6 protein-coding genes are annotated in these 22,336 nt (G+C 68.9%); all 6 read right to left on the bottom strand.

Translation table 11 applies throughout. The features are described 5' to 3' along the window. Positions 1 to 33: 33 nt before the first annotated feature. Genes ABD768_RS32980 through ABD768_RS33005 form a run of 6 tightly spaced genes read right to left on the bottom strand, consistent with a single transcriptional unit; the run spans position 34 to position 22,176 of the window. A complete protein-coding gene (locus ABD768_RS32980) occupies positions 34 to 4,902 on the bottom strand; it encodes a choice-of-anchor D domain-containing protein (protein ID WP_344847283.1) in 4,869 nt (1,622 codons plus the stop codon). After that, positions 4,899 to 8,822: a hypothetical protein gene (locus ABD768_RS32985; RefSeq protein WP_344847285.1), complete on the bottom strand. Its 3,924-nt coding sequence runs from the start codon at positions 8,820 to 8,822 to the stop codon at positions 4,899 to 4,901. The genes ABD768_RS32980 and ABD768_RS32985 overlap by 4 nt, the downstream gene beginning before the upstream one ends. Further along, positions 8,822 to 9,844, bottom strand: coding sequence for a hypothetical protein (locus ABD768_RS32990; protein WP_344847287.1), 1,023 nt, complete (start codon positions 9,842 to 9,844; stop codon positions 8,822 to 8,824). Before ABD768_RS32990 ends, ABD768_RS32985 begins: the two co-directional genes overlap by 1 nt. After that, complete coding sequence (locus ABD768_RS32995; RefSeq protein ID WP_344847290.1) at positions 9,841 to 11,619, bottom strand: hypothetical protein; 1,779 nt, start codon at positions 11,617 to 11,619, stop codon at positions 9,841 to 9,843. Before ABD768_RS32995 ends, ABD768_RS32990 begins: the two co-directional genes overlap by 4 nt. After that, positions 11,612 to 21,631 carry a DUF6603 domain-containing protein gene (locus tag ABD768_RS33000; RefSeq protein ID WP_344847291.1) on the bottom strand — a complete coding sequence of 3,340 codons (10,020 nt, stop codon included), beginning with the start codon at positions 21,629 to 21,631 and terminating at the stop codon, positions 11,612 to 11,614. Before ABD768_RS33000 ends, ABD768_RS32995 begins: the two co-directional genes overlap by 8 nt. Then, complete coding sequence (locus tag ABD768_RS33005) at positions 21,628 to 22,176, bottom strand: hypothetical protein (RefSeq protein WP_344847293.1); 549 nt, start codon at positions 22,174 to 22,176, stop codon at positions 21,628 to 21,630. The genes ABD768_RS33000 and ABD768_RS33005 overlap by 4 nt, the downstream gene beginning before the upstream one ends. Positions 22,177 to 22,336: the final 160 nt, after the last annotated feature.

The raw sequence follows: 22,336 nt of genomic DNA on the forward strand, positions 1-22,336 counted from the left end.
CGAGGGCGAGGACGAGGACAAGACGGGCCAGGACTAGGCGATCACCTCGGGTGGGTCGGACAGGCCGAGGGTGTTCAGCAGGACCGCGATCATGCCGGCGGCCGTCGTGGTGCCCTCCGCCAGCAGATTCACCACCGCACCCTGACCGTTCCCACGGACGATCACCGCCCCGCGGACGACCCCGTTGGCGTTCGGATCGAAGCGAACGGTCACCGACGTCGCGTCCCCGGGCGCGATCACCAACGGCAGCGCCGGCAACCCCGGCAGCGAGAATCGGTTGCTCCCGGCAACATCCAGCTGCACGGTGTCGACGGTCAGCGGCGCGCTCCCCAGATTCCGGATCTCCAGCGGCAGATCCCCCGGCGCCCCGGTCCGCACCAGCCCGAACTCCAGAAACGCCCGGACGCTCAACCGCGGCCGCCCGGCAGCGATCCCGAATCCCGTCGCCCGCAGCGTGATCGCACTGTGCGCGGGATCATCGGAGCGGACGATCAGCTCCGTCCCCCGATCCCCCGCCGCGCCCGGCGTGAACGAGACCTCCACCGCCCGATGCTCACCACTCGCCAGCACCAAGGGGAAGTTCAGCGGCCCAGCAGGCACGGCCTGTACCGCGAAGTCACCGGCCGCCCCGAAGATCTCGGTGACCGTCACCGCACCCGACCCGATGCTGTGCAAGGCGATCCGCCGCCTGGTCGTCGTCGCGACCTGCTGTTCACCGAAGCCCAGATCAGCCTCGACCAGGAGACTCGGCCCAGCCGGTACTTCGAACTCCCACGCGCTCCGCCCATACGTCCCGACCCGGATCACCTGCGGCCGGACAGCCGGATCCACCGTGTTGTCGAGCTCCAGCGCCTGACACGACACGTTCGGAAGATTCGGCCCGACCCGCTCCCACACCGACCCGGCACCAAGCCGCAGCACACCGATGTCCGACGCGACCAGCAGCCTCGAAGGCCCGCCGGTCACCCGCTCCCAGCCGACCCCCATCACCGGAATGTCGGGCAGGTTCCCCAGCGCCGCGTTGAACACCCCGCCGACCTCACGCCACGGCGCGACCCCGCCGACGGTGATCCCACCGGCCGTGGTCAGAAAGACGTGCCGCGTACGCCGCTCCGTCGCCGTCTCGCTGTACCCCGCGACCACGACAGCCACCGTCGTACCAGCCGCAACGGCCGGATCCGACCGGATTGCAGCGATCGGTCCCCGCGCACCGATGTCGTTGACGTAATTGTTCGCCACCCCCAGGAAGGAGTTCCCGGCGTTGTTGCTGAACCGCACCGTCCCCGCCCTGAACGGCACCCTGCTCCCCGCGATGCCGACCCACAACTGATTGGCCGCAGGCGCGTGCAACGCGGAGATCTGATCGGTGAAGGTGGCCACATTGACGAAGCTGATCCCACCGTTCGTACTACGGAACAACTGATTGTCGAACGACACGAAGACCGTCGTAGAGACCGCCCCGGCCACTGGCACCAACGCGACCCGCTGCCGGTTCGTGGCGCCGAGAGGCAACCCCCGACCAATCGTCTGCCCGCTGGCTCGCGGTACCGCACCGGACACCCCGTTCCCGGCGACCCCGACCAGCTCGAAGCTGTTCGCATCCAGGACCCGGATCGCCTGCCCGGCAACATTCGCGGCCAGGTTGCCGGTGACCCCGGTGATCGTCACGTTGTCCCCGGACACGAAGCCGTGACCCTGCGCCGTGACCACGATCGGCGTCGTGTTCTCGGCCCGGAACACCGCAACCGTACCGGCCACCGCGGGCCCTCGCAGCCGACCTGTCCCGGACACATAGGCAGGCTGGGCCGACCCGTCCGACCCGTTCAGCGACAGCCGGGTCGGCGAGATCACCGTCACCGTCCAGCTCGGAGTCGCCACCGAGTTGTTGGCGGCAACATTTCCGGCGACGCCGTCGATCCGCACCTTCTGCCCGGTCGCGCAGCCGTGCGCGACGGCTGTCTCGATCTCGATCGGCGCCGCGAGCGTGGCCGCCGTGATGTTCAGCTCGGTCAGGTACCGATCACCGGCCGCCTGCGGACCCGCGCCGAACGCCGCCACCACGGTCCCGTTCTTCCCGTTGAGGGTGAACTCGCGCGGGTTCAGCACCGTGACCACGTTGCCGCCGTTGGCGATCCCGCCACCGCCGGTGACGTTGGAGATGAACACGCCGTCGCCGGTACGGAACGTATGTCCAGAGGTGACCACCCGGACCGGATTCTCGTTGTGGATCGAGATGATCTGGTGCCTGGCCGGGATCGGGAAGCCGCTGTCGATGAAGGTCCGGCCGCCGTTGGTCGACCGGATGAACCGGCCACCGTCGAAGCCGTAGACGATGTCGGGGTCGAACGAGTCCACCGCGACGTCCCCACCGTCACCGTCGATCCCGGCCGTCCACGCGCCGATCGCGTCGCCTCGCCGGTGCCCCGCCGTACCGGTGTCCTGCATGCCGGCGAAGATGACTTCGTTGGTACCGACGCCGCGGCCGATGTCCATCCCGCGCAGCAGCGAGGTGGCGAGGCCTTCGTTCAGCTGATCGAACGTCATCGTGCCGCCGATCCCGTTGACCGCGCCGACGCTGCCGGTCCGGTTGATCCCGCCGTCCGTGCCGAGATACACGGGCGTCGGCGACACCGGCGCGACCCCGGACCAGTCCCACCGGGTCGGTGGCGCGAAGACGAGTTCGTGGTGATCCCAGTGCGCGAGGGTCGTACTCGGCGAACTGCCGAAGCCGGCGATCGCATCCATTCCGCCGCGGGTGGCCGGTGTCACCGTCGGGAAGGTGCCGCCGCTGTCGGTCGACCGCCACAGTTGCTGGAAGCCCGCGTAGACGACCTGCGGATGTTGTGGATCGACCCCGAGCGTCAGGTTGTAGACGGTGGTCGTCACACCGTCGGCGGCGGCCCGCACGTTCAATGCCGGACGTCGCGCCCAGGTCGCGCCGAAGTCGTCACTGCGGAACAACCCGATAAAGGTGCTGGAGCCGATGAACTCGTTGTCCTGCACGGATGCATAGAGAGTGCGCGTCCGCGGCAGCAACGACTGCGCGAACACGACTCGGCCGAAACCCAGCCCTGCGGCCACGCCACCCCCGTGCGCGAGCAGGTTGTCGGACTGCATCAGCTCGCCGGTCGACGTGATCGTCAGCCGGAACAGCCCGCGGTCTGGGTTGGTCGAGGTGGTGCGGAACGTCCGGCCGCCGCTGGCGAAGTACACGGTGTTGAAGGCGTCCGCCGGTCCGATGACAGTGGCACCCACTCCCCCGTACGCCGCGTTGAGCGTGATGCCCCCGATCCGGAAGTGATCGTTGTCGACCCGGATCGCGCGGCCGGAGTTGTTGGGCGCGTTGATCCCCGGCAGCCCCAAGACAGTGACGAGGTCGCCGTCGAAGCCGTGCCCGGCCGCAGTGACGTTGATCCCTCCCCCGCCGTTCGCCGCAGCAGTGATCGGTACGCCGGGCGCGTGCTGCGGCCCGTCGACGATGCCGGTCGCGGCGACGTACGCGCCGTTGCCGCGTGAGCCGACCAAGGAGAAGGTGTCCGGCGTGAGCACCCGGATCGACCAGGACCGGTTGGCCGCGGTGTTGCCCTGTACGCCGCTCACGGCCACGATGTCGCCGGTGATGAAGCCGTGCGCGGCCGACGTGATCACGATCGGGTTCGGCGCGGCCGGATTCGTCGCGCCCGTCACCGGCCTGGTCGACGGATGGGACGGCCCCCAGGCGAATCCACTGGTCGCGCCGCCGCCGGCGCCGTGGGACGTCCGCAGGGTGAACTTGTCGTCGTCGACGCGGTCGATCAGCCAACTGCCGTTGGCTTGCTGGTTCGGCGCGACCCCACCGAGGATCACCCGATCGCCGGTGGCGAACCCGTGCCGAACCGCCGTCACCTCGATCGGATCGGCGTTGCTCGCCCCGGTCACCCGGGTGGTCCGGTACCAGCCCTGATCGACCTCCAGCGCGGAGATCACGCCGAGCCGGATCGGCCTGCCGTCGTCGTAGGCCGGATGGTTGGCGCCGAAGTTCCGGCCACCGTCGGCCGAGTAGTACAGCCCGGCCTGCGACGCGACCAGCAGCGTGCCACCGGTCGGGCAGACCATCCGGATGATGCCCCGGTCGCTCAGGAACGGTGGCTGCCGCGCGTCGAAGAGAGTCGCGCCCGCGCCGCCGTACGCCGCGTTCATGGTCGCGCCGGGAATCCGCAGGGTGTTGGCGTCGATCCGGGTCGAGTCGCCCTCGCCGACCGCTCCGACCACCCCCGGCAGCCCGACGGCGGCAACACGATCTCCGGTCGAGTAGCCGTGCCCCGCGACAGTCACCCGGATACCACCGGCGTTGTTGACCGCGGCGGTGATCGCCTGCGGCGGCCGGCCCGCCGGTGAGGTGAGTCGCGACCAGCTGACCCCGCCGTCGACCGACTTGAACAGCCCGGCGGATTTCGGCAGGCCGCCGGCGCCTTCGAACAGGTTGCCCGTACCGACGTACAGGATGTCCGGATCGACGGGATCCAACGCGATCGCGCCGATGGCCATCGCCGACAGCTGGTCGGTGATCGGCGACCAGCTCACCCCGTCGTCGCGCGATTTCCAGACCCCGCCGTTGCCGGTGGCGATGTAGATGACCTTGTCCGGGCCCGGCCGCGGGTCGATCGCGATGTCGACGACCTCACCGCTGTCCGGCCCGGTACCGAGGAAGATCTGCTCGTTCCCGACCAGCAGCGGCGCCGGGCCGACCTGCTTCCACCGGCCCGGTCCGTTGTAGCTCAGCGCGTTGACGTCGCGGACCGCGTACCGCCAGCGCCGGTTGTCGATCCGGCCGCGGCGGTCGGACTGCAGCGCTCGCAGGGCTTCCGGTTTGCGTTCGGACTCGCCCTCGTTGGCGTCGTTCTCGAACCTCGGCTCGCTCACGATTCCTCCTCGGGGGTGAGCTTGAGCCAGCCCTCCTGTCCCTCGGACGGGTCCGGCGGGATCCGCGCGTCCGCGGTCGAGTTCACGATCGGGTCCTCGGCCCAGGTGGTGGCGTCGGCTCGGTGGTTCCAGGTCCAAGTACCGCGGATGTCGGCGGCGATCGGCATCCGGATCAGTTTCGGATCGACCAGGACCGGGCCGAACCGGAAGACCGGTGCCAGCCGCGACAGGCCGGGTGCGACCCAGGACCGCCGCATGCCGATCTCCTTGCGGGGCAGGAAGCCGGTGGTCGCGTGGACGACGCTGTGCGGCTCCATCAGCAACGTGAGCCAGACGTCTTGCTGCGGTTGCACCCACAGCACGCCGCTCGTGTCGACGTACGGATGGTCGACCGGGGTCGATCCCGGTTGGGCGATGACGCCGAGGTCTGTGGCGAAGTCGGTGTAGTAGTCGGACGTACTGGAGGCCTGGCCGTTGAAGCCCTGGTGGGGTCCGACCGGCCGGGCGAAGTCGGCGGCGGCCGGATCGGAGACGTGCAGGGTGCGGTAGTCGTCGCCGACGAAGTACCCGAGCAAGCCGTCCTGCCAATGCGCGAGCGCACCGACGCGGACCGGGACGCGGATGCCACTGACCAGCCCCGGCGTAACGGGCTCGTCGACCTCGACCCGGACCAGCGCACGGAGTACGGCGATCGGATGGCCGACCAGCAAGGCGAGATGCTCCTCACCGATGTGCCCGAAGGGGTCCACCGACCACAGCGACGAGTCGACGATCCGCAGTAGCGACGAGAGGGCCGTATCGACCGCCGGGGCATCCGGTGTCGCGTCGACCACACCCCAGTCGAGCAGACCCTGGGCGATCCCGGCGAGATGGCGGTCGCGGATGGTGCCGGACGGCGCGGAGCCGAGGTTGGTCGGCTGACCGGGCGAGTCCTCCCAGACGATCCCGGCCCCCACCCCGGCACCTGCCTCGACATCGAGCCGCCCGCCATCGAAGCGAACCGCGCCGAGGCCGACCCCATCAGTGCCGTGGAACTGGAGGTCGCCGTCGAGGTGGTTCGGCAGTACGAACCCGCAGACCGGATTGGTCGCATCGTTCGCCTCGACTGCATCGTCATCGGCCGAGACGAACCGGAACCACAGCCGGCTCGGAGCGGTGAAGCGGGGCGCCAGCTCCACCAGGTCTGGTCGATCCGCGACGGTCAACGGCTCGGTCCGCATGATCAGCTCGGGTTTCGCCGGCTCGGTGGCGCTGGAGCCGGCGAGGTCGAGCACCTGGCCGAAACAGTCGACCAGCCGGAGCCGCTTGACCTTCAGGAACCCCGACCGCAGCGGCCAGAAGTCAGCCGGCACGACCCCGTCGGCAGGCTTCGCGACCCCGTCCGCAACGAACCCGGCGCGCAGGATCGAGTTGAACCGGTCCATCGCCCCGACCAGGACGTCCATCTTCTCCAGTTCGTCGGCGATGTGGTCCAGATCTGCTTCGCCGGCGGCCCGTTGCGTCTGCAGCGAGACCATCGCGCTGATCTGACTCACCATCTCCATGCCCGCCTGCGAATGGAACGCATGCGTCGTCTGAGGGGTCAGCGAGATCGAGCCGGCACTCTGCTGCGCCTGCTCCAGCACATCGCGGACCGTCGCCGCGGCGACTTGAGCCGCACCACCGCCCAGCAGCGCACGACCCCGCAGCGTCCGTACGCCGGCCTGATACGCGTCCGGCAGGCTGTCCGGCACGGCGTCGAAGTCGATCTCCTCCAACTGCCAGTCGGCGAACTCCGCCGAGCTGTAGAGCTCCACTTCCCAGTCAAGATGCAGTGGAACCCAAGGGATCCTGGGCAGCGCCACAGCCATTGCCGCAGGCAACGTTCCCGCGAACCCACTCAGCGACAGCAGCGGCGCGATGTCCCGCCGATCGTCGCGCGCGACCTGCCAGACGGTCTGCTCGACGGCGAACACCTCGGCCGCCTGGGTCAGCGCTGCCGCGTCGAACCTGGCGTCACCGCCGAACCGGGACTGCACGGCCACCGGCGCGCTGCCGGGATCGAGCAAAGCCAGTTCGCGAACCAGGTCGTCACATTCGACCGGTACGCCGCCATGGTCGACCGTCCGATCGAGGAGGTCCTCACCACGGACCGCCGAGCCGGGCAAGTTGACCAGCCGCCGCGGCGAGAGGCCAGTCACCGTGTGCCCACTGAGCCTGCAGACGAGCTTCTGCGTCTCGGCGGACATGCCGTCGAATCCGTGCTTGAACGCCCGGCCGCCACCCTCGATCAGGAACACCGGATCGGCCGGGACGAAGAACCGCGGCAGCGCTCGTCTGGCGTCGATCGTCTGCGTCACCGGCTCGGCGTTGGGCGCCGACGGGACCCTGACCGTGACCTCCTCGACGGCCTTGATCGCCTGCAGTACCTTGTCCATCGAGCCGATCCCGAGCTTGGGCGAGCCATGAGCGATCGGGGTCGCCGACGTGTTGGCCACCAGTACGCCGTCGAAATGCGACTTGCTCAGCAACGTACCGGCCTTGCGACCGCCACCCGATCGACCGCGGAAGACGCCGGGATCGGTCTTCGAAGGATCCGGTACCACCGAACTGGGCTGGACGGACGCGGTCTGCTTCACCGGCTCGGTGACCACCCCACCAGGCAGGCTGGCGAAACCGCTGGCGTGCAGCCGGCTGTCGATCCGGGCGGCGCTGTCGGGCATGTCCAATTCGTCCGTACCACCGAGCAGCACCGCTTCGAGGATCCGTGCCTCGTCCGCGTTGCCCTGGTTGGCCGCGAGCCGCGCAGCCAGCGCTTCGGTCAGCGTGTTCCCGATGGTGACCGTCACCGCATTCGCGTCCGGCGGACCACCGACCACGCCACCGAGCAGTCCTTCCGGAGCGACCGCCAAGCCTGCATCGGGCCAGCCGAGCCCGACGACCGCACCGTGGTAGAGCGTGAGCTGCGGCCACGACACCACTTGTGCCAGCCACTTGCCCAGCGCTGGAATCCCGGTGTTGGTCAGTTGTGTGGAGGTCTCACCGAACGCGCCGTCGGCCACGATCTTCTTGCCGACGGTCAAGTCGGTCTGCATGGCGAACCGGCTCTCCCGGGCGACCAGCCCCACAGTGCCGGCCGCCTTGGCGCGGTTCTGCGCGTAGACGAATGCCGTCTCGATGTCGGCGGGGTTGACCTCCCAGCCGAGCCCGGTCAGCCGCGACTCGAACTGGGTCGGCGAGCTCAGGTTCTCCCCGATCGGATCGTCGACCATCCGGCTGTGCCAGCCACACACCAGATAGGCCAGCGGGCCGCGCACATCGCCTTGCTTTCCGAGCCCGCCCAGCTGGCTGAGGTCGTCGTAGAAGCCGAGCCGGCCCTCGACGTTGTCGAAGTACGCCGACCAGGCGGTGTCGCCATGTCCGAGCGCCGTCAGCGGCTCCTGGCCGGGCACGGTGGTGGACTCCGGATCGACCGGCTCGGTCCATTCGTCGAGCGGTACGACGGTCGGCGTCTCGTCGCCGGCTTCGATCACCCAGCCGCTGACAGTACGCCGCGTCCCTTCCTTGCCCGATGACAGCCGGATCACCAGCCAGCGATCCGGTACGGCGGGAAACGCTACGTCGCCGCTGGCCGCAGTACCGGTCCCCCGGGTGAGCGCGTCCGGCAAGGCCCAGTGCAGGTAGACGCCTGGCTTCCGCGGCTCGCGTTCGGCGAACGGCTCGGCCAGCAACTCGTAAGCAAGTCGATCGCTCCCGGTCTCCGGCACCTCCATCGCGACCTTGGCCCAGGTCCCCTCCTCCTTGCGGACCACCAGCGCGTCCAGCTGGATCGGCACCAGCACTCGCGGGGTGCGCGGCACCTTCGGGTTCCAGCTGGCGATCATGCCCGGCGTCATCCCGTGCGCCAGCGACAGCGAGATCAGCTTGGGATCGATGGCCATCACAGCACCCCCAGGACCGTCTTCACGCTGCTCAGCACGAGCGGCTGCTGCACGGTGAACGTGACGTTCACGAACTCCAGGTTGTGGCCCGGAATGCCGGTGTCGGCGAAGTCCTCGGTACCTTCGAAGTGCTGCCGCCACGGCGGGTCGAGCACCGAGATGGCGAACGGCCCCGAGCCTTCCTGCACCACCGCGGTCGGGTTGGCCGCATGGGCATCGATCAACGCTTCGCGAAGTGCGGCGACCCGGATCACGTCCGAGTGCCGTTTCCGGGTCGGCACCGTCACCTGGACGGCCCGCCCGTTCTTCACGATCTGCTGACCGTGCCCGTCCCGCAACGGCACCTTGAGTTGCGACCCGACGTGCCGCACCCCGAACTGCACGCCGTGGTGCGGCTCTTCGAGGATCACCATCTTCGGCTCGGTCTCGAACAGCGCGATCATCAGCGACGGCGCCAGCAGCTCGAGCCGGAGCAGCTTCAGCTGGTGTCCGACCGCGTTGGCCGAGGACGTTTCGAACGGCTCGGCGATGGTGACGTCGTAGGCGCGGACGTCCATGTGCGGCCACTGCTTGACCGCGCTGGACCGCAGCAGGAAGCCGGTGATCAGCTTGGCCTCTCGCTGGTCGGCGTCGCTGACCGCCTTGGCTGCGTAGAAGTCCTTGCCCCGCTGGAGACTCCGGACCATCCGCTCACTCTGGTCCAGCAGTTGATGCAGAGCGCTACCACGCGCTTGGTAGTGCGCCTCCTCGCGCGACCCGATCTGGCCGACCGCGAGCCCGCCGTCGACCAGCCGGTCGGTCCAGGACCGGTCGACATAGAAGAACCGGATCGACTCCGGCGGCAGCATCCGGTCGTCGGGGATCAGGTACTCGAACGGCACGCCGACCAGCAACCGCAGATGAGCCAGGAACGACTCCATGTACGGCGGCAGGTCGCCGTCGGGCTGCAGGACCGAGGTCTGCGCCGGATCCTTGAGCCGGGTGAACAACGCCTCGCGGGCGGTGGTGGCCGGAAGTCTCATTGAACGCCTCCAGGCTCCTGCAGATTGGCGAACGCCCGCTGCCGCAACTCGGCCAGCGCGGCCATCCCCACCTGATCGGACAGCACTTGGTCGAGGTTGGTGGTCGGTACCGCCCGGCCGCCGTCGACCAGGACGGACTGGATGAGCGCGACATCGGCGCCGAGCAGCCGTACCGCGTCGTCGACCGTTTTCAGCGCGAACGCCTTGGCGACGCGTTCGGGCTGCAGCAACGGACTGGCCAGCAACGCCTCGACGCCGAACGGATCGGTCGGCGGCGCGATGCCCTTGGTCACCTTCTCCAGTACGTCGACCGAGTACCGCAACGCGACCGGGTCCAGCGGGTTCTCGATCAGGTTCAGCCGCATCGTCAACTGCAGCAGGTTGATGGCGGACTGGCGGGCACTGGATCGGAACGACCCGCGACGCCAGCGCATCAGTTCCTGCGCCAGCCGGGCGTCGGCCGCGGCCAGGAGACGACCGACCTCGAAGGCGGCGGCGTACGAGATGTTCTCCGCGCCGGTCTCGGCGACGACCCGGCGGGCCTGGTCGGAGCTGTGGTACGGACCGAGCGCGTCGCGGGTGAGCGGTTGCGCCACCAGCGGGCCGCGGTACCAGCTCTGCTCGGGCGCTCCGAGGCGATCGGTGACGTCGATCTTGATGTGGCCGGTGTCGGTGACCTCGAGCTTGGTGGCCGGCTCGACGTCGCCGATCATGCCGACGTCCAGCCCCTGCATCAACTGGCGGAAGGTACCGTCACCTTCACAGGTGAACGTCCAGCTGTGCAGCAGGACGAGCTGAGCCTTGGGGTGCAGCACCGCGTCGATGGTGACACCGACATTGACGTTCGCCGTGGTGGCAGTGGCGTTGAAGTTGGTGTTGGTGCTGAAGTTGGTGTTCGTGCTGAAGTTCGTGCTGACGTTGCCGCCGGCGGTGAAGGTGTTCCCGGCGACCAGGTCCTTCGCGGGGAACTTGGCGAACTTGTCGGCCTCGGAGGCGATCACGCTGGTGCCGAGCGAGCTCTTGCTCAAGGCGACTGTTTCGGAGATGTCGGCGATCTCGGCGTTCTGGAAGATGTCGGAGCCGGTGTCGGCGTAGTCGGTGACCGGGAGCAGGTCGGTGCGCTCCTCGACCGAGACCAGGCAGCACACGTAGTCGGCGCCTGACCGCGGCACCCGGTTGCTCATCACCACGGCGAAGTAGCCGTCCGAGTCCCCCGCCGCCAACTCGCGATCATCGACGTTGACCTGCCGCACGTGAGTGAGGAGCTGTAGCTCCTCGGGCATCGGCAGGATCTCCTTGAGGAACTGCTGGTCCGCCTCGACGGCATCGCAGCGGATACCACTGGGCTGCCCGAGCCGGACGAACACGTCGTGCGGCACGATGTCGGTCAGCGCCAGATTGCGCTTGATCGTGCACTCCGACTGCTCGAACATCACCAGCGCCAGGAACGGGAACGGCGTCTCGTCGGCACCAGCCGTGTAGGCGTCCCCGAGCGGGCGTTCCCAAGGCAGGGTGCGACGGCCGAGGGCGACGTGCGGAAGCGCGGAGTCGAACGGGCCGTGACCGTTGCGTGGTGGGAAGACTCCAGCGACTTCGTTGGGCGCCAACGCGAATCGCGGGCCCTCGACGTCGAAGAAGAAGTCCTGGCCGGGCAGCGGTTGCCCGGTGCCGTCGATGGCGACCTCGGTCCCCACCCGCATCCGGTACTCGCCGGCGGTCAGTGGTGGGCGGATGTAGTCGAAGAGGATCATCTCGCCGACGCGTGGATCAACCATTGCTCAACCTCACAGACACGCTCCCGTCCACGGTCAGTTGCTCGGCGCCGACGACCTCGGTCAGGGTCGAGCCGTTGAGAGTCGTCGCCCAGTTGGCCGCCGTTCCGGTACCACCGACGACACCGGACAAGACGATCGGCGCGGTCGCTCCGGGCGGGGTGAGCAGGCCGACGGTGACGGAGATCCGATCGGGGTCGCCGGCGTCGGAGGGGCGGCGGCGTACGTCGTACAGGAAGAGGGTTCGGGTGCCGGCGGTGACCTGGATCGGCTGGCTGCTGACTCGCACCTGCTCGGTGTTGAGGATCACCGATTCGGGTCCGAGGCGGGTGGCATCCGGGTTGTCGATCAGTACGCCGATCACGGAGACGAACGGCCCGAAGTCGGTCTGCACCACCTCTTGCGCCAGCAATGCGCGTGAGACGGTGATCATCCCGGTCGCGGCCGCGTGCCCACGGATGGAGGCGCCGATCGGCTTCGACAACGAAACAACGGAACCCCTGGCCAGCAAGGTGGTCGGTCCGACCTGGACCAGCTCAGCCCCGAGCTGCCACCCAAGAACCGGCAGCGCTCCGGCGGTAGCCACGCTGGCCGTGATCATGCTGGCTTGAGTTGCATCAGCCAGGTTCTTGATCAGGTTGTCGGGGAGGCGGCCAAGGGCTGTGACGGCTACCATTGCGCAGCCGTCGGACAGTTTGAGTTGGAGTTTGCCGGCGGCTTCCCGGTCGACCAGGACGGTTCCGGCTGTGCTCAGCTCGGTGATGCGGACGGCCGAGTCACCTGCGATTTCCAGGTACCAGTCCAGCGCCCGTGGTACCTCCCACACCTGCGTTGATCCGGCCCGGATGGTCACCCCGTCCTTGCGGACCTGCTCGGCGAGTTCGGCCATCGAGGCCGCGACGGTGCGGCCGGTTGGTGCGCCGAGGTCCGGCGTCCGGAGGGTGCGGGCGGATCGGGCGGCACGGGTTGGTTGCGGGGTACCGGACAGGGGCTTGGTGAGTAGCGCGAAGCCGGGTGCGTCGTACGAGGTGATCAGGTCGTTGCGCACGTCCACGACCGGCAGGTCGGCCAGGCCGAGTTGCCGCCCGAGAGGAACGGTGCTGCGGGCAACGGTCTGCTGGCCGGCGACGACTGCTTGCCGTTGGACCATCGACCGCAATCGCGGCTTCTCCAGGAAGACCGGTTTCACGTCGCCCACCCGGATCGGCGGCGGAGCAACGCCGGCGCCCTGGTCTTCCAGGGTGAACCCCTCGGACAGCGCCGACAGAACCGGCGGCGCGGATCTGCGGGTGACGAGCGCGTTGAGTGCCACCGGCCCGTAGCCGTTCTGCCGGAGTCCACTGTCCTTGCGGAGGTCTGCGAACTCGACGGCACCACCGGCGGCCACGGATCCGACGATCGTGCCGAGGCCGGTGAGCAGCGTCCCCGTGCTCACGCCGCTGGCGACCTGCGCCAACTCCAGCCAGGCAGCGCCCGCCTGGAGCACCGCGGTGATGTGCCCTGCATCCCGCCGGGCGAACGGCAGCGGCCGGAAGTTGCTGGCATCGACCAGCTTGCCGATCGGGATGACATCGCTGGCGTTGTGCAGCCCGGCGACACCCTCCACGATGATGCCGGTCAACGCAGGAAGCGTATTGGACGCGGCGGGCGGCTTCAGGTCCGGGAAGTAGTGGTACGTCGCCTCCGAGAACTGCCCGATGATCGGCGTCAGCCGGAACAGCCGCTCGTCGATCTCCAGCGACTCGTCGGCCGGGTTCTGGCTGCGCGGAATCAGATCGACGAAGCTCGTCGAGTTCTCCGGCTTCTTCGCCAGCACGACCCGGTGCAACGCGGTGATCTTGTCGGAGCTCTTGTACATCGGGGCGAGGTCGAAGTCGTAGGTCGCGGCCAGATCGGCGTACCGGCCGAAGATGACGGTCGACATCTGGCCCTCGGCGACGTCGCTGTCGAGTTGCAGAGCGAAGCCGCGAGCGGCCATCCGGGTCTCGGTCCGGAACGACCATTCGGCCGCGAGGCGCCACGGCTGTTCCGCAGTACCGGGTGCCACCGCCGCGCCGGCCGGCTCCGCAGGCAGCAATCCGGTCGACACCTGGGCGCTGACCGACGCGCTGTTCGGATCGCCCGAACGCACGTAGGTGTCGACGAATTCGTCCCAGTGCTTGGCGGGCGGCAGGGCCTGGGCGTCGTCGCCGAACGGCACGGTCACCGAGGTGACGCCGAGGTCGGCGGTCACCGTGCCGTGGAACGGCGGGCCTTCCAGGTGCAGCTTGGCGCCGACGGAGACGCTGATCTCGATCGTGCAGCAGGCGAAGAAGCAGATCCGGATCCGCAGCCGGGCGCCGACCGAGATGCCGACGTCGACGATGTAGTGGAACGGATCCCACGAGATCAGGATGTCTGTGTACGCGCTGAACCAGACCTGGATCCAGTCCGGTCCGTAGGTGGCTTCCATCCGGACGCCGGTCATCACGGCCGTGTTGGTCAGCGCGAAGTACGACTCACCCTTGATGTGCACGACACCGAGGAAGTCCCAGCGGAACCCGACCCGCGGCACCACCGGGTACTCCGGAAGCGGCTTGAACGCAGGGTGGTAGCCGCCGACCGTGAGCAGGAACTGCGACTTGCGGAACCACATGAAGAACGCGAAACCGCCGGTCAGCTGACAGTCCGGCGTGATCAGCCACGAGTTGTCGGTGAGCTGGGCCTGGACCGAGAACAAGCCTTCCGAGGTGGAGAAGCGAGCCTTGAGCGCGAGCTCGATGCTGACGATGGCGAAGTCGTCGGACGGCAGCGCCATCCGGGCGACGCCGATCAGTCCGACGTCGACGCCGGAGTCCAGCGCCACGTAGAGCACCGCGGTGATGTTGACGAGCTCGAACGACGTGCCGCGAATACCCGCTGCCAACCACAGTGCACCGCGAGCCGGCGGCGTCTGCTGACGGAACTCGAACAGCGCCTGCATCGGGTTGTTGGCCAGCGCCTCGGGCCGGTCGAGTGCCTTGACCAGCATGAAGTCCGGGATCTGGTTCAGGTCCTCCGGCACGATCAGCCGGCGGTTGTAGCCGAGGCCGATGGCGATGCCGGTGAGGTTGATCAGAGGCGTCAGGCCGATCGGTACGAACACGCCGCCGTAGATCGCGAAGGACGTGTACTCGTCGGCCCCGCTGCCGACCACGCTGTACGAGCCGATCACCACCGCGCCGATGGTGCCGATCTTGATCAGCAGCATCCCGTCGTACTCGATCGGCGGCCCGTCGAACTTGACCAGCCCACCGGCGATCGAGATGGCCGGGCCGCTGTAGCCGATCGCCAGCCCCTTCAGGTCCAGCGACCACTGGGTCGGATCGGTCACGTGGGCATAAGGGATGGTGACCGTGAGGTCGTCGACCTCGGCGCTGAGCCCGGCGATCGTGACGCCGCCGTCGATCGCCAGCGAGATCGCCGTGTTGGTCACGCCGAGACCGATCTCGGCGATGAAGATCGGGCCGAAGCCGGCATGGATAGGGATCCAGAAGATGCCGGCCTGCCCGCCGACCAGGACCCTCAGCGGGCCGCCGGTGTTGTCCGGGTGGTCCCAGTACCAGATGTCGAGGTCGGCGCTCGGGTTGACCGATTGGCTGTCACCGCTGGTACCACCGGACGACAGCAGGTTGGAGGCGACCGGGTTCGAACCGCCGCCGGCGTCGAGCGCGGCACCGATGGGCAGGCCGAAGCCGCCGAGTTCGAGGCCCGCGCCGCCGTGCAGGATCTGGAAACCTGCGGCCGTTTCGAGGTCGAGGAAGAGCAGCGCGCGAACCGATCCCAACCGGAGGAAGCTTTCCGCCACCAGCGCCGAGCCGTCGCCCTTGGACAGGCCGATGCCGACCCCATGCAGGCGCAGGCCGAAGTTGAAGTCGACCGAGTCGCCGCCGATGTCGAGCAGCAGAATCTCGAGGCCTTCCGCCGCGGCCGCTCCCCAAGCCGAGGGCGCGCCGAAGAGGATCTGCAGCTCTAGGTCGCCGATGCCGATGGCCTGGTAACCGGTGAGGCCGAGACCGACACGTCCGGACTCAGCGACCAAGCTGAGGTTGAGGGTGCCGATGGCAAGGTCCAGCTGGCCGGCCGCGCCCGCGGCGAATCCGGCGAGCATCTCGAAGACGTTGGGCAGCGTCTCGACCACTTCACCGCCGGCGACGATGCCGGCATCGGTGAGCGCGGTCTCCAGAGTGGGACCGTCGGTCCACAGCTTGCGGGTCAGCACGTCGTGCAGCGCACTCACCGCGACCCGGATCACGAGTGGCAAGGCAGCGCCGACGAGGATCGCCTCCGCAGCCGCCGGGCTTGTCGTCAGTGCGAAGTCCGGCGCGAGCTGGACCACCAGAGGACCGTCGAGAGTGCCGCTGCTGAGCGGCAGGAACCGTACCCGGAAACTCAGTGGCGGGCCGCTGTCGACCTCGATCGCAAATCGGGGTACGACGGTGACGCCTAGGTCGCTGAGGTCGAGGCCGATCGAGCTGCCGACGGTCACGCCGGTGTCGTCGACGAGGACGTTCGCGGCCAGCGCCAGCGGTGCGTCGGCGGGCTTCAGGTCGACGAGCGCGACCGCGACGGTCGGGCCGTTGTCGCTCCAGCCTGCGCTGATCTGGAGCCTGCCGGTGCCGGCCGCCACGTCATGGGTCCAGCGGACCAAGCCGTTGACGCTCTGCAGCTCGAGAGTCGGGATCAGGTTGAGCAGGTCGGCGACCGCGGCGGCGATCCCGGCGCGGCGAGTGGCGTCGATGCTGGTGAACCAGGTGCCTTCGAGCATCGCGGTGAATTCGGCGGTATGGGCGGAGAAGTGGCCGACCGCGTCGTACACGCCGAGGTGCGTGGCCGCTTGCAGGGTGTGGACGAGCCATGGGTCGCGTGGCTCGGGGAAATTGGTGAGTGCCTCGTCGAGGACAGTGGGGAGCAGAGCCCCGGCGGCGCCACGGAGAGCACCTAGGCCGCTGAAGGTTGGCAGCAGGGTGATCGGGGGGACGCCTTGCGGGGTGACGACCAGCGTCACGCCATCGGGGCCGACGCCGAAGGTGATGGCGACTTGGGGCCAGGTTCCGCTGAGCGGTGTACTGATGGTGACCGTGCCGCCTGGTGCGACGTGACGGGTGGCGTCGATGTCGAGCGTGAGGCCGACGGCCAGTACGCCGCCGATCGGTGTCGTCGTACCGATCGCGATCCGGGCGGACTGCGGGGCTGCGCCTGGCCCTGCGGTGACGGTGACGTCGGCCGGCAGTTGGAGGCCGAGGCCGGTGGGCAGACCGATGGCGGTGTTCAAGGTGGCGAGTAGGCCGGAGAGTTTGGCCGGGTCGAGACCGCCGTCGAGTGCGCCGAGAGCCCCGGCCAGGAACTCGCCTGGCGTTTGGAGCAGCTGGAGCAGTTGGCCGATCTTCAAGCCAGGCACGAGTTCGGCGAGGACATTGCCGACGACTCCGCTCACCAGTATCTGCGGCAGGGCCGCGTCGAGCTTGGCGGCGAGGTCGCCGATCGATGGCGTGGGCAAGAGGGTCAGGTCGGTGACGAAGGGGGCTGCGTCTAGCCGGATCGTGCCGTCAACGGTTCGATAGGTCAGTGCAACCGGCCCTACGTGGACGACCAGCTCGGCAGTGGGCTGGAAGGCGGGCAGCAAGAGGTCGATGTCGGTGCTGATGCTGATCAGTGGTGGCTCTACTGCGCCTAGGGCCGTTCCGGTCTCGATACCGGTACGCCAGGTGCCGTCGGCTTGTCGGCGGACGAACAAGGCGTACGGCGAACCTGGCGGCGCCCAGACGTACGCCAGTTCTTGGGTGCTGACCGGGATGAACGAGAGGTCGGTGACCAGGCCGGCCCAGCCGTCTGGCCGGGCCAGTGCTGCCGGGATCCTCGCTCGGAGGTAGCCGACCGGGTCGGTGCGTAGCGCTGCGAAGCCGTCGCCGGACAGGCCGGTGATTCCCTGCGCGTCTGTACTGACCAGGTCGAGTGCGCCGAGGGCGGCCGCGAGGGTGGAGACCGGGAGACTCGCGCTGTCCGTGCTCGCCAGTGCGGCGTCGAAGGCCGCGCCGATCAGGCTGGCTGTGCGCGGATCGGTGAGATCAGCCGTAGGAATCGTGGTGCCACGCCAGGCGGCTTGATCCAGCGTCGCGTCCAGAGTGGCTTGGATGCCGGTGCCGGAGCCGGTTGCGGTCAGGCCGAGCAGTAGGCGGCGGAGGCGGCCGTCCACTGCACTCGGTCCTGCTTGGCCGACAATCCAGCCCCCGCTGCGGAACAGGTCCAGCTCGACCCGAAGCAGTTGTGCCGGTCGCGGTGCCGGCGGCGGTGCGTCGCCGAGCGGGATCTGACCGAGGCCGAAACGCACTCGGGCCTCGGCCTGCGGCGAGCCGGCGGGCGGGTTGCCGATCGACATCGGCATCGCCATTCCGTAGGACAGATGGCTCGGGGTCGGTCGTGCTTGCCCGCTGAGCTGCTGGAGGTACGCGCTCATGCCTGTCTGCATGAAGGTGAAGAAGTCGTCGGAACAGACGCCGGCGATCGTCATCACCGGCACGTCGCCCAGGTCGTACGGCGCGGCGAGGGTGAAGGAGGATGCCGGATACGGATCGGGCGTCGCCAGCGCACCGGGCGCGACGGGTGGCTCGTAGCCCTCCAGGCCTTGCTTGAGGTGATCGAGCGCGTCGCGAAGGGGTGACGTTTGGAGTCCGGCCCGAACGCTGGTGGCCAGGCGGATCGCGTCGCCGACAGCGGGGTCGTCGAGGAAGGCGAGTGGGGTGCCGAGGTGCGGCGTACCGATCGTGATCACGCCTTGCGCCCTGGTCGGGTGGTCGGCGGCGAAGCGTCGCGCGGCGAGACCGGCGTACGAATGCGCGACCACGATCACCGGGCCGGGGTGGAGAACCTCAAGCCGGTCAGCGATGTGAGCGATCTGATCGGCGAGGTACCTGACGTCGCCCCGGCGGTCGTCGGCGAGGTCGGCCGTGTAGTAGTCGGCGACTGCGGTCACGCTGTCCAGCGCGATCGTGCGGGGGTCGATACCGGCCGTGCGGAGGTCGAAGTGCGCGTTGGGATCGGTGGGGCCTTGCAGGGCAGGCGCCGCGAGTAGGTCGGCCCAGCTTCCGGCGTTGCCGAAGACCGGTCCGACCAGCAATACGGTCCGGGGGCCGGCGCCGTGCAGGGTCTCGATCTGGTTCAGGACGGCGGCGATGGCGTCCGGGTGCCGCGGGAGTTCGAGGTGGGCCGCGTCGACCTCGGCGCCCTGGACCCAGCCGAAGATGTCCGGGCTCTGCGCGTCGCGCGGTACGACGCCGTCGCCCGCGTTGAGCTGCACCTGCAGCGATCGGAGTTGCGCGGCGATGTCTCGTACGGTCAGGCCTTTGACCAGCGAGCTGATCGCAGGGTCGAACCAGGCGAGCTGAACGAACACCTCGGCCAGGCCGGCGAGGTCGGTCGCGGCCTCGACGCGGTTGCGCATGCCGGTCAGCCAGTCGATCGGTGGGCCTGCTGGCTCGAGCCAGAGTTCGAGGTCCGGGCCGATGTCGTCGCCGTCGGCATCCTTGGTGCCGCCCGGCCATGGCACGCGCCATGGATCGCCGAAAGTCCCGCCGCCGATCAGGAAGGACGGCAGCTGCGGATCGAGGTCCGTCGACAATCCTCCGGCCAGCTCGTCGAAGGCGTCGGTTCCCAGCGATGCGAGGTACTGCAGCAGGAGGGCGGCGCTGAGTTCGCCATCTGCGCCGACGTGGGTGATCAGCCGGCCCAGCCAGCTGCGGACGGCACCCAGCGGGTCTTGGAAGAGCAGACCGGGCTGGGCCGGATCGACCAGGCTCGGGATCTCGGCGTCGAGGCCGGGCAGCCGGTGATGGAGTCCGAGTAATGCAGTCGCGAGGTCTGCCTGCGGGCCGGCGATGCCGGCGAGCATCGACAGGAGCAGTCGGAGGACGTTCTCCAGGTCGGTGACGGTCAGGCCGAGGGTTGCGGCCGTCGCGGGCAGGTTGGTCAGGTCGAAGGGGGCTGCGGGTGGGAGGTGTACGTCGGCCAGCGTGATGGTCTCGCCATCCGCGGTCAGCGTCAGGCCGTGCGCGTGGATGTCCCAACCGAAAGGCTGCCCGGGCTGCCAGCCTGCGGCCAGGGTGAGGTCGTCGAGGCTGATCGCGATCGGACCGGCGGCGGCGTCGAGCGCTGGACTGAGAACGAGTGACAAGCGTTGGGCGCCGATGAACGAGACCGTTGCGGAACCGGTCGCCGGGAGATCGAAGGCCAGTACTTCGCTGGTCAACGCCAGCGTCGAGCCGGCCGGCTCGGCGGCCAGTCGCAGCCCGATTCGCAACTGCTCCGTGGTGGGTGTGTCTGGATGGGGTTGGTGCCAGGCGGCCAGCTGGAGGGTGGCACCGTCGGCGATCGCTATGTCGACGGTCCATGGCTCTGCGGTCGTGCCCTCTCCGGCGACGTTATCGGGGAGGCTGATCACCTGGGCGATCTCGCGCAGGATCAGGTTCCAGCGGTCGGCGTCGCCGAGCACGGCCCGGTGGTAGGTCTCGATTGCTCTCGCGGGATCGACTACCAGCTTGGCCAGGTCGAGTTGGTGCGGCCAGGCGGCGACTGGGTTGCCGGGGTTCGCTGGGTCTTCGGGCGGTACAAGGCCCGCGATTGCTGCTAGGCGGCGGCCGACGTCGGTGCCCAGGGCTGCGTTGATGGCGGCTACGACGGCGTTGGCGGCGGCGGCTTCTACGCTGTCGACGTTGGTCAGGTCCAGTACCGGGTACGGCGTACCGGCCAGCTGGTTGTTGAGGAGCTGGAGAACAGGCTTGAGGGTCGAGCCGTCCCAGCCGATGCCGGCCTCGACGGTGCCGACGCGGACTTGGGGGTTGTCGACGAGAGGCGTGTTCGAGGCGCCGGTCAGGCGGAGCAACGCTCGGGCCTCGGGGAGTACGCGTGCGTTGCCAGTACCTGAGAGAGGTACGTCGGCGATCACGCAGCTCGCGTCGGCACTGACCGTCGGCTGGTTGGGCCCGAGGTCCGTACTGACGTTGACGCCGAAGCCGAAGCGGGCGAAGCCGTCAGCGGCTGGGTCGCCGGAACGGGCGACTGTCGCGTACAGCTCGCCGAGACCGGCGAGGTCGAGCAGGCTGATCCGCCATGGGTCGACGAGGGTGCCGGTGCCGTCGAATACGGACGTCGCGCCGAGGAGTCCGGCGAGATGTTCGAGCCACTCTCCTGCGGGCAGCGTTGCCAGCCAGTTCTGTACTGCGGCCGGGCCGTCGGCCAGCTCTGCGAAGGGGAACGCCGGGATGCTGCCGCCGTCGGCCAGCCCGAACAGGCCGAGGAGGTGGTCGGCCAGCATGGTCAGCGTCGGGTCCGGGCCGACCTCGGCGAGCACGACCTTCAGCAGGGCGGCGAGCAGATCCGGTGCCTCGCGGCCGAGTTCGTCGACGTCGAGCACCTTGTCGGTCGGCGGTTCGCCGTTGATGCTGAGCCCTTCGAGCACGACCTCGAGGCCGAAGCTCGGGTTGGCCGGATCCGGCACGATGCTGCACCGGGCGACGATGGCGGCCAGCTTGATCGGTTGGGCCGGCGGGGTGAAGGCGGTCTCGATCCGGACCTCGGCCGTGATCGGGTGGGCGGCGGTACCGATCACCAGGTCGAGCGTCGAACCGCCCGACAAGATGTCCGCCTGGATTCGCAAGCGGCCGGGCACAGGTGACGTACTGCTGTGGAATTCGCCGCCGACGCCGAGGAGCAGGCTCGACCCGGTGTCGTTCAGCGTCAGATAGAGGTTGCCGCTGGGGAGGTCGCCCAGCAGTGGATGCCATTTCTCCGCGGCCGGGCGACCGGGTTGCTGGATCGGTACCAACGCCAGATCGCAGAACCGGCCGAGCGCAGCCCGCTGATCCGCGTTGCGGACGATCCCTTGCAGCCGGGTCAGCGGCGCCGAGAACCACCCGACATCCAGCTCACCACCGCCATCGACAAGCCCGATCGCCTGCGCCAACAGCCCGAGCTCATCCGATCCCCCGAGATCGAAACTCATCCCGCATCCCCCTCCGGTACTTCTGATCGGCGCGCGCGATGGTGCCGCTCGGCCAGCTCCCGCACCGAAACCTCCTGCCGCGCAGCGAACACGAACCGATCCGGCCCGATCTCGACCGACGCCGGCGCGAGCCCATGACTGTCCGCATGACTGACCAGCAGCCGAACCAGCGCCGCCCAGATCACATCGCGGAACAACGTCCCCCACCGCGCCGCGACCGCCGGATGCCCCAGCGCCCCTTCATCGGTAGCCGCCACCAGCGACGCCGGATCATCGCGCCCGCCGAACACGAACCGCACGATCAACGGCGCCACCCCGAACTCCGCCGACTGCGTGTCAACCGCGACCACCAGCGTGTTCTCCAACGCGCGCAGTTGCAGCTTCCCCACATGCAGGACGATCTGTGACCCACGATCACTCCAGACGACCGCGGACGCGCCCGCATTACGCGACCCAGCCAACGCACTCTGAAGCGCCGCCGTCACCACATCCACGCGCAGCTCATCGCGCCACGCATCCGCCCCCGCCGCAGAAACACCACCCATCGCCGGCCCATCCCCCTCGATCCCCGGCACCCCAAACAGACCGTCGGCCCCGCAACACGACGGTCACGCCCCTGCCGAACCCAACCCCCTGCCCCCAAGAACCCCAGGAAACTCCCCTACCCCCGAGACTCCTCCGCCCACCCCACCCCGTCAATCCGCC

Origin of the sequence: Kribbella ginsengisoli, from assembly GCF_039537185.1 — a bacterium.
GTDB classification, from domain to species: domain Bacteria; phylum Actinomycetota; class Actinomycetes; order Propionibacteriales; family Kribbellaceae; genus Kribbella; species Kribbella koreensis.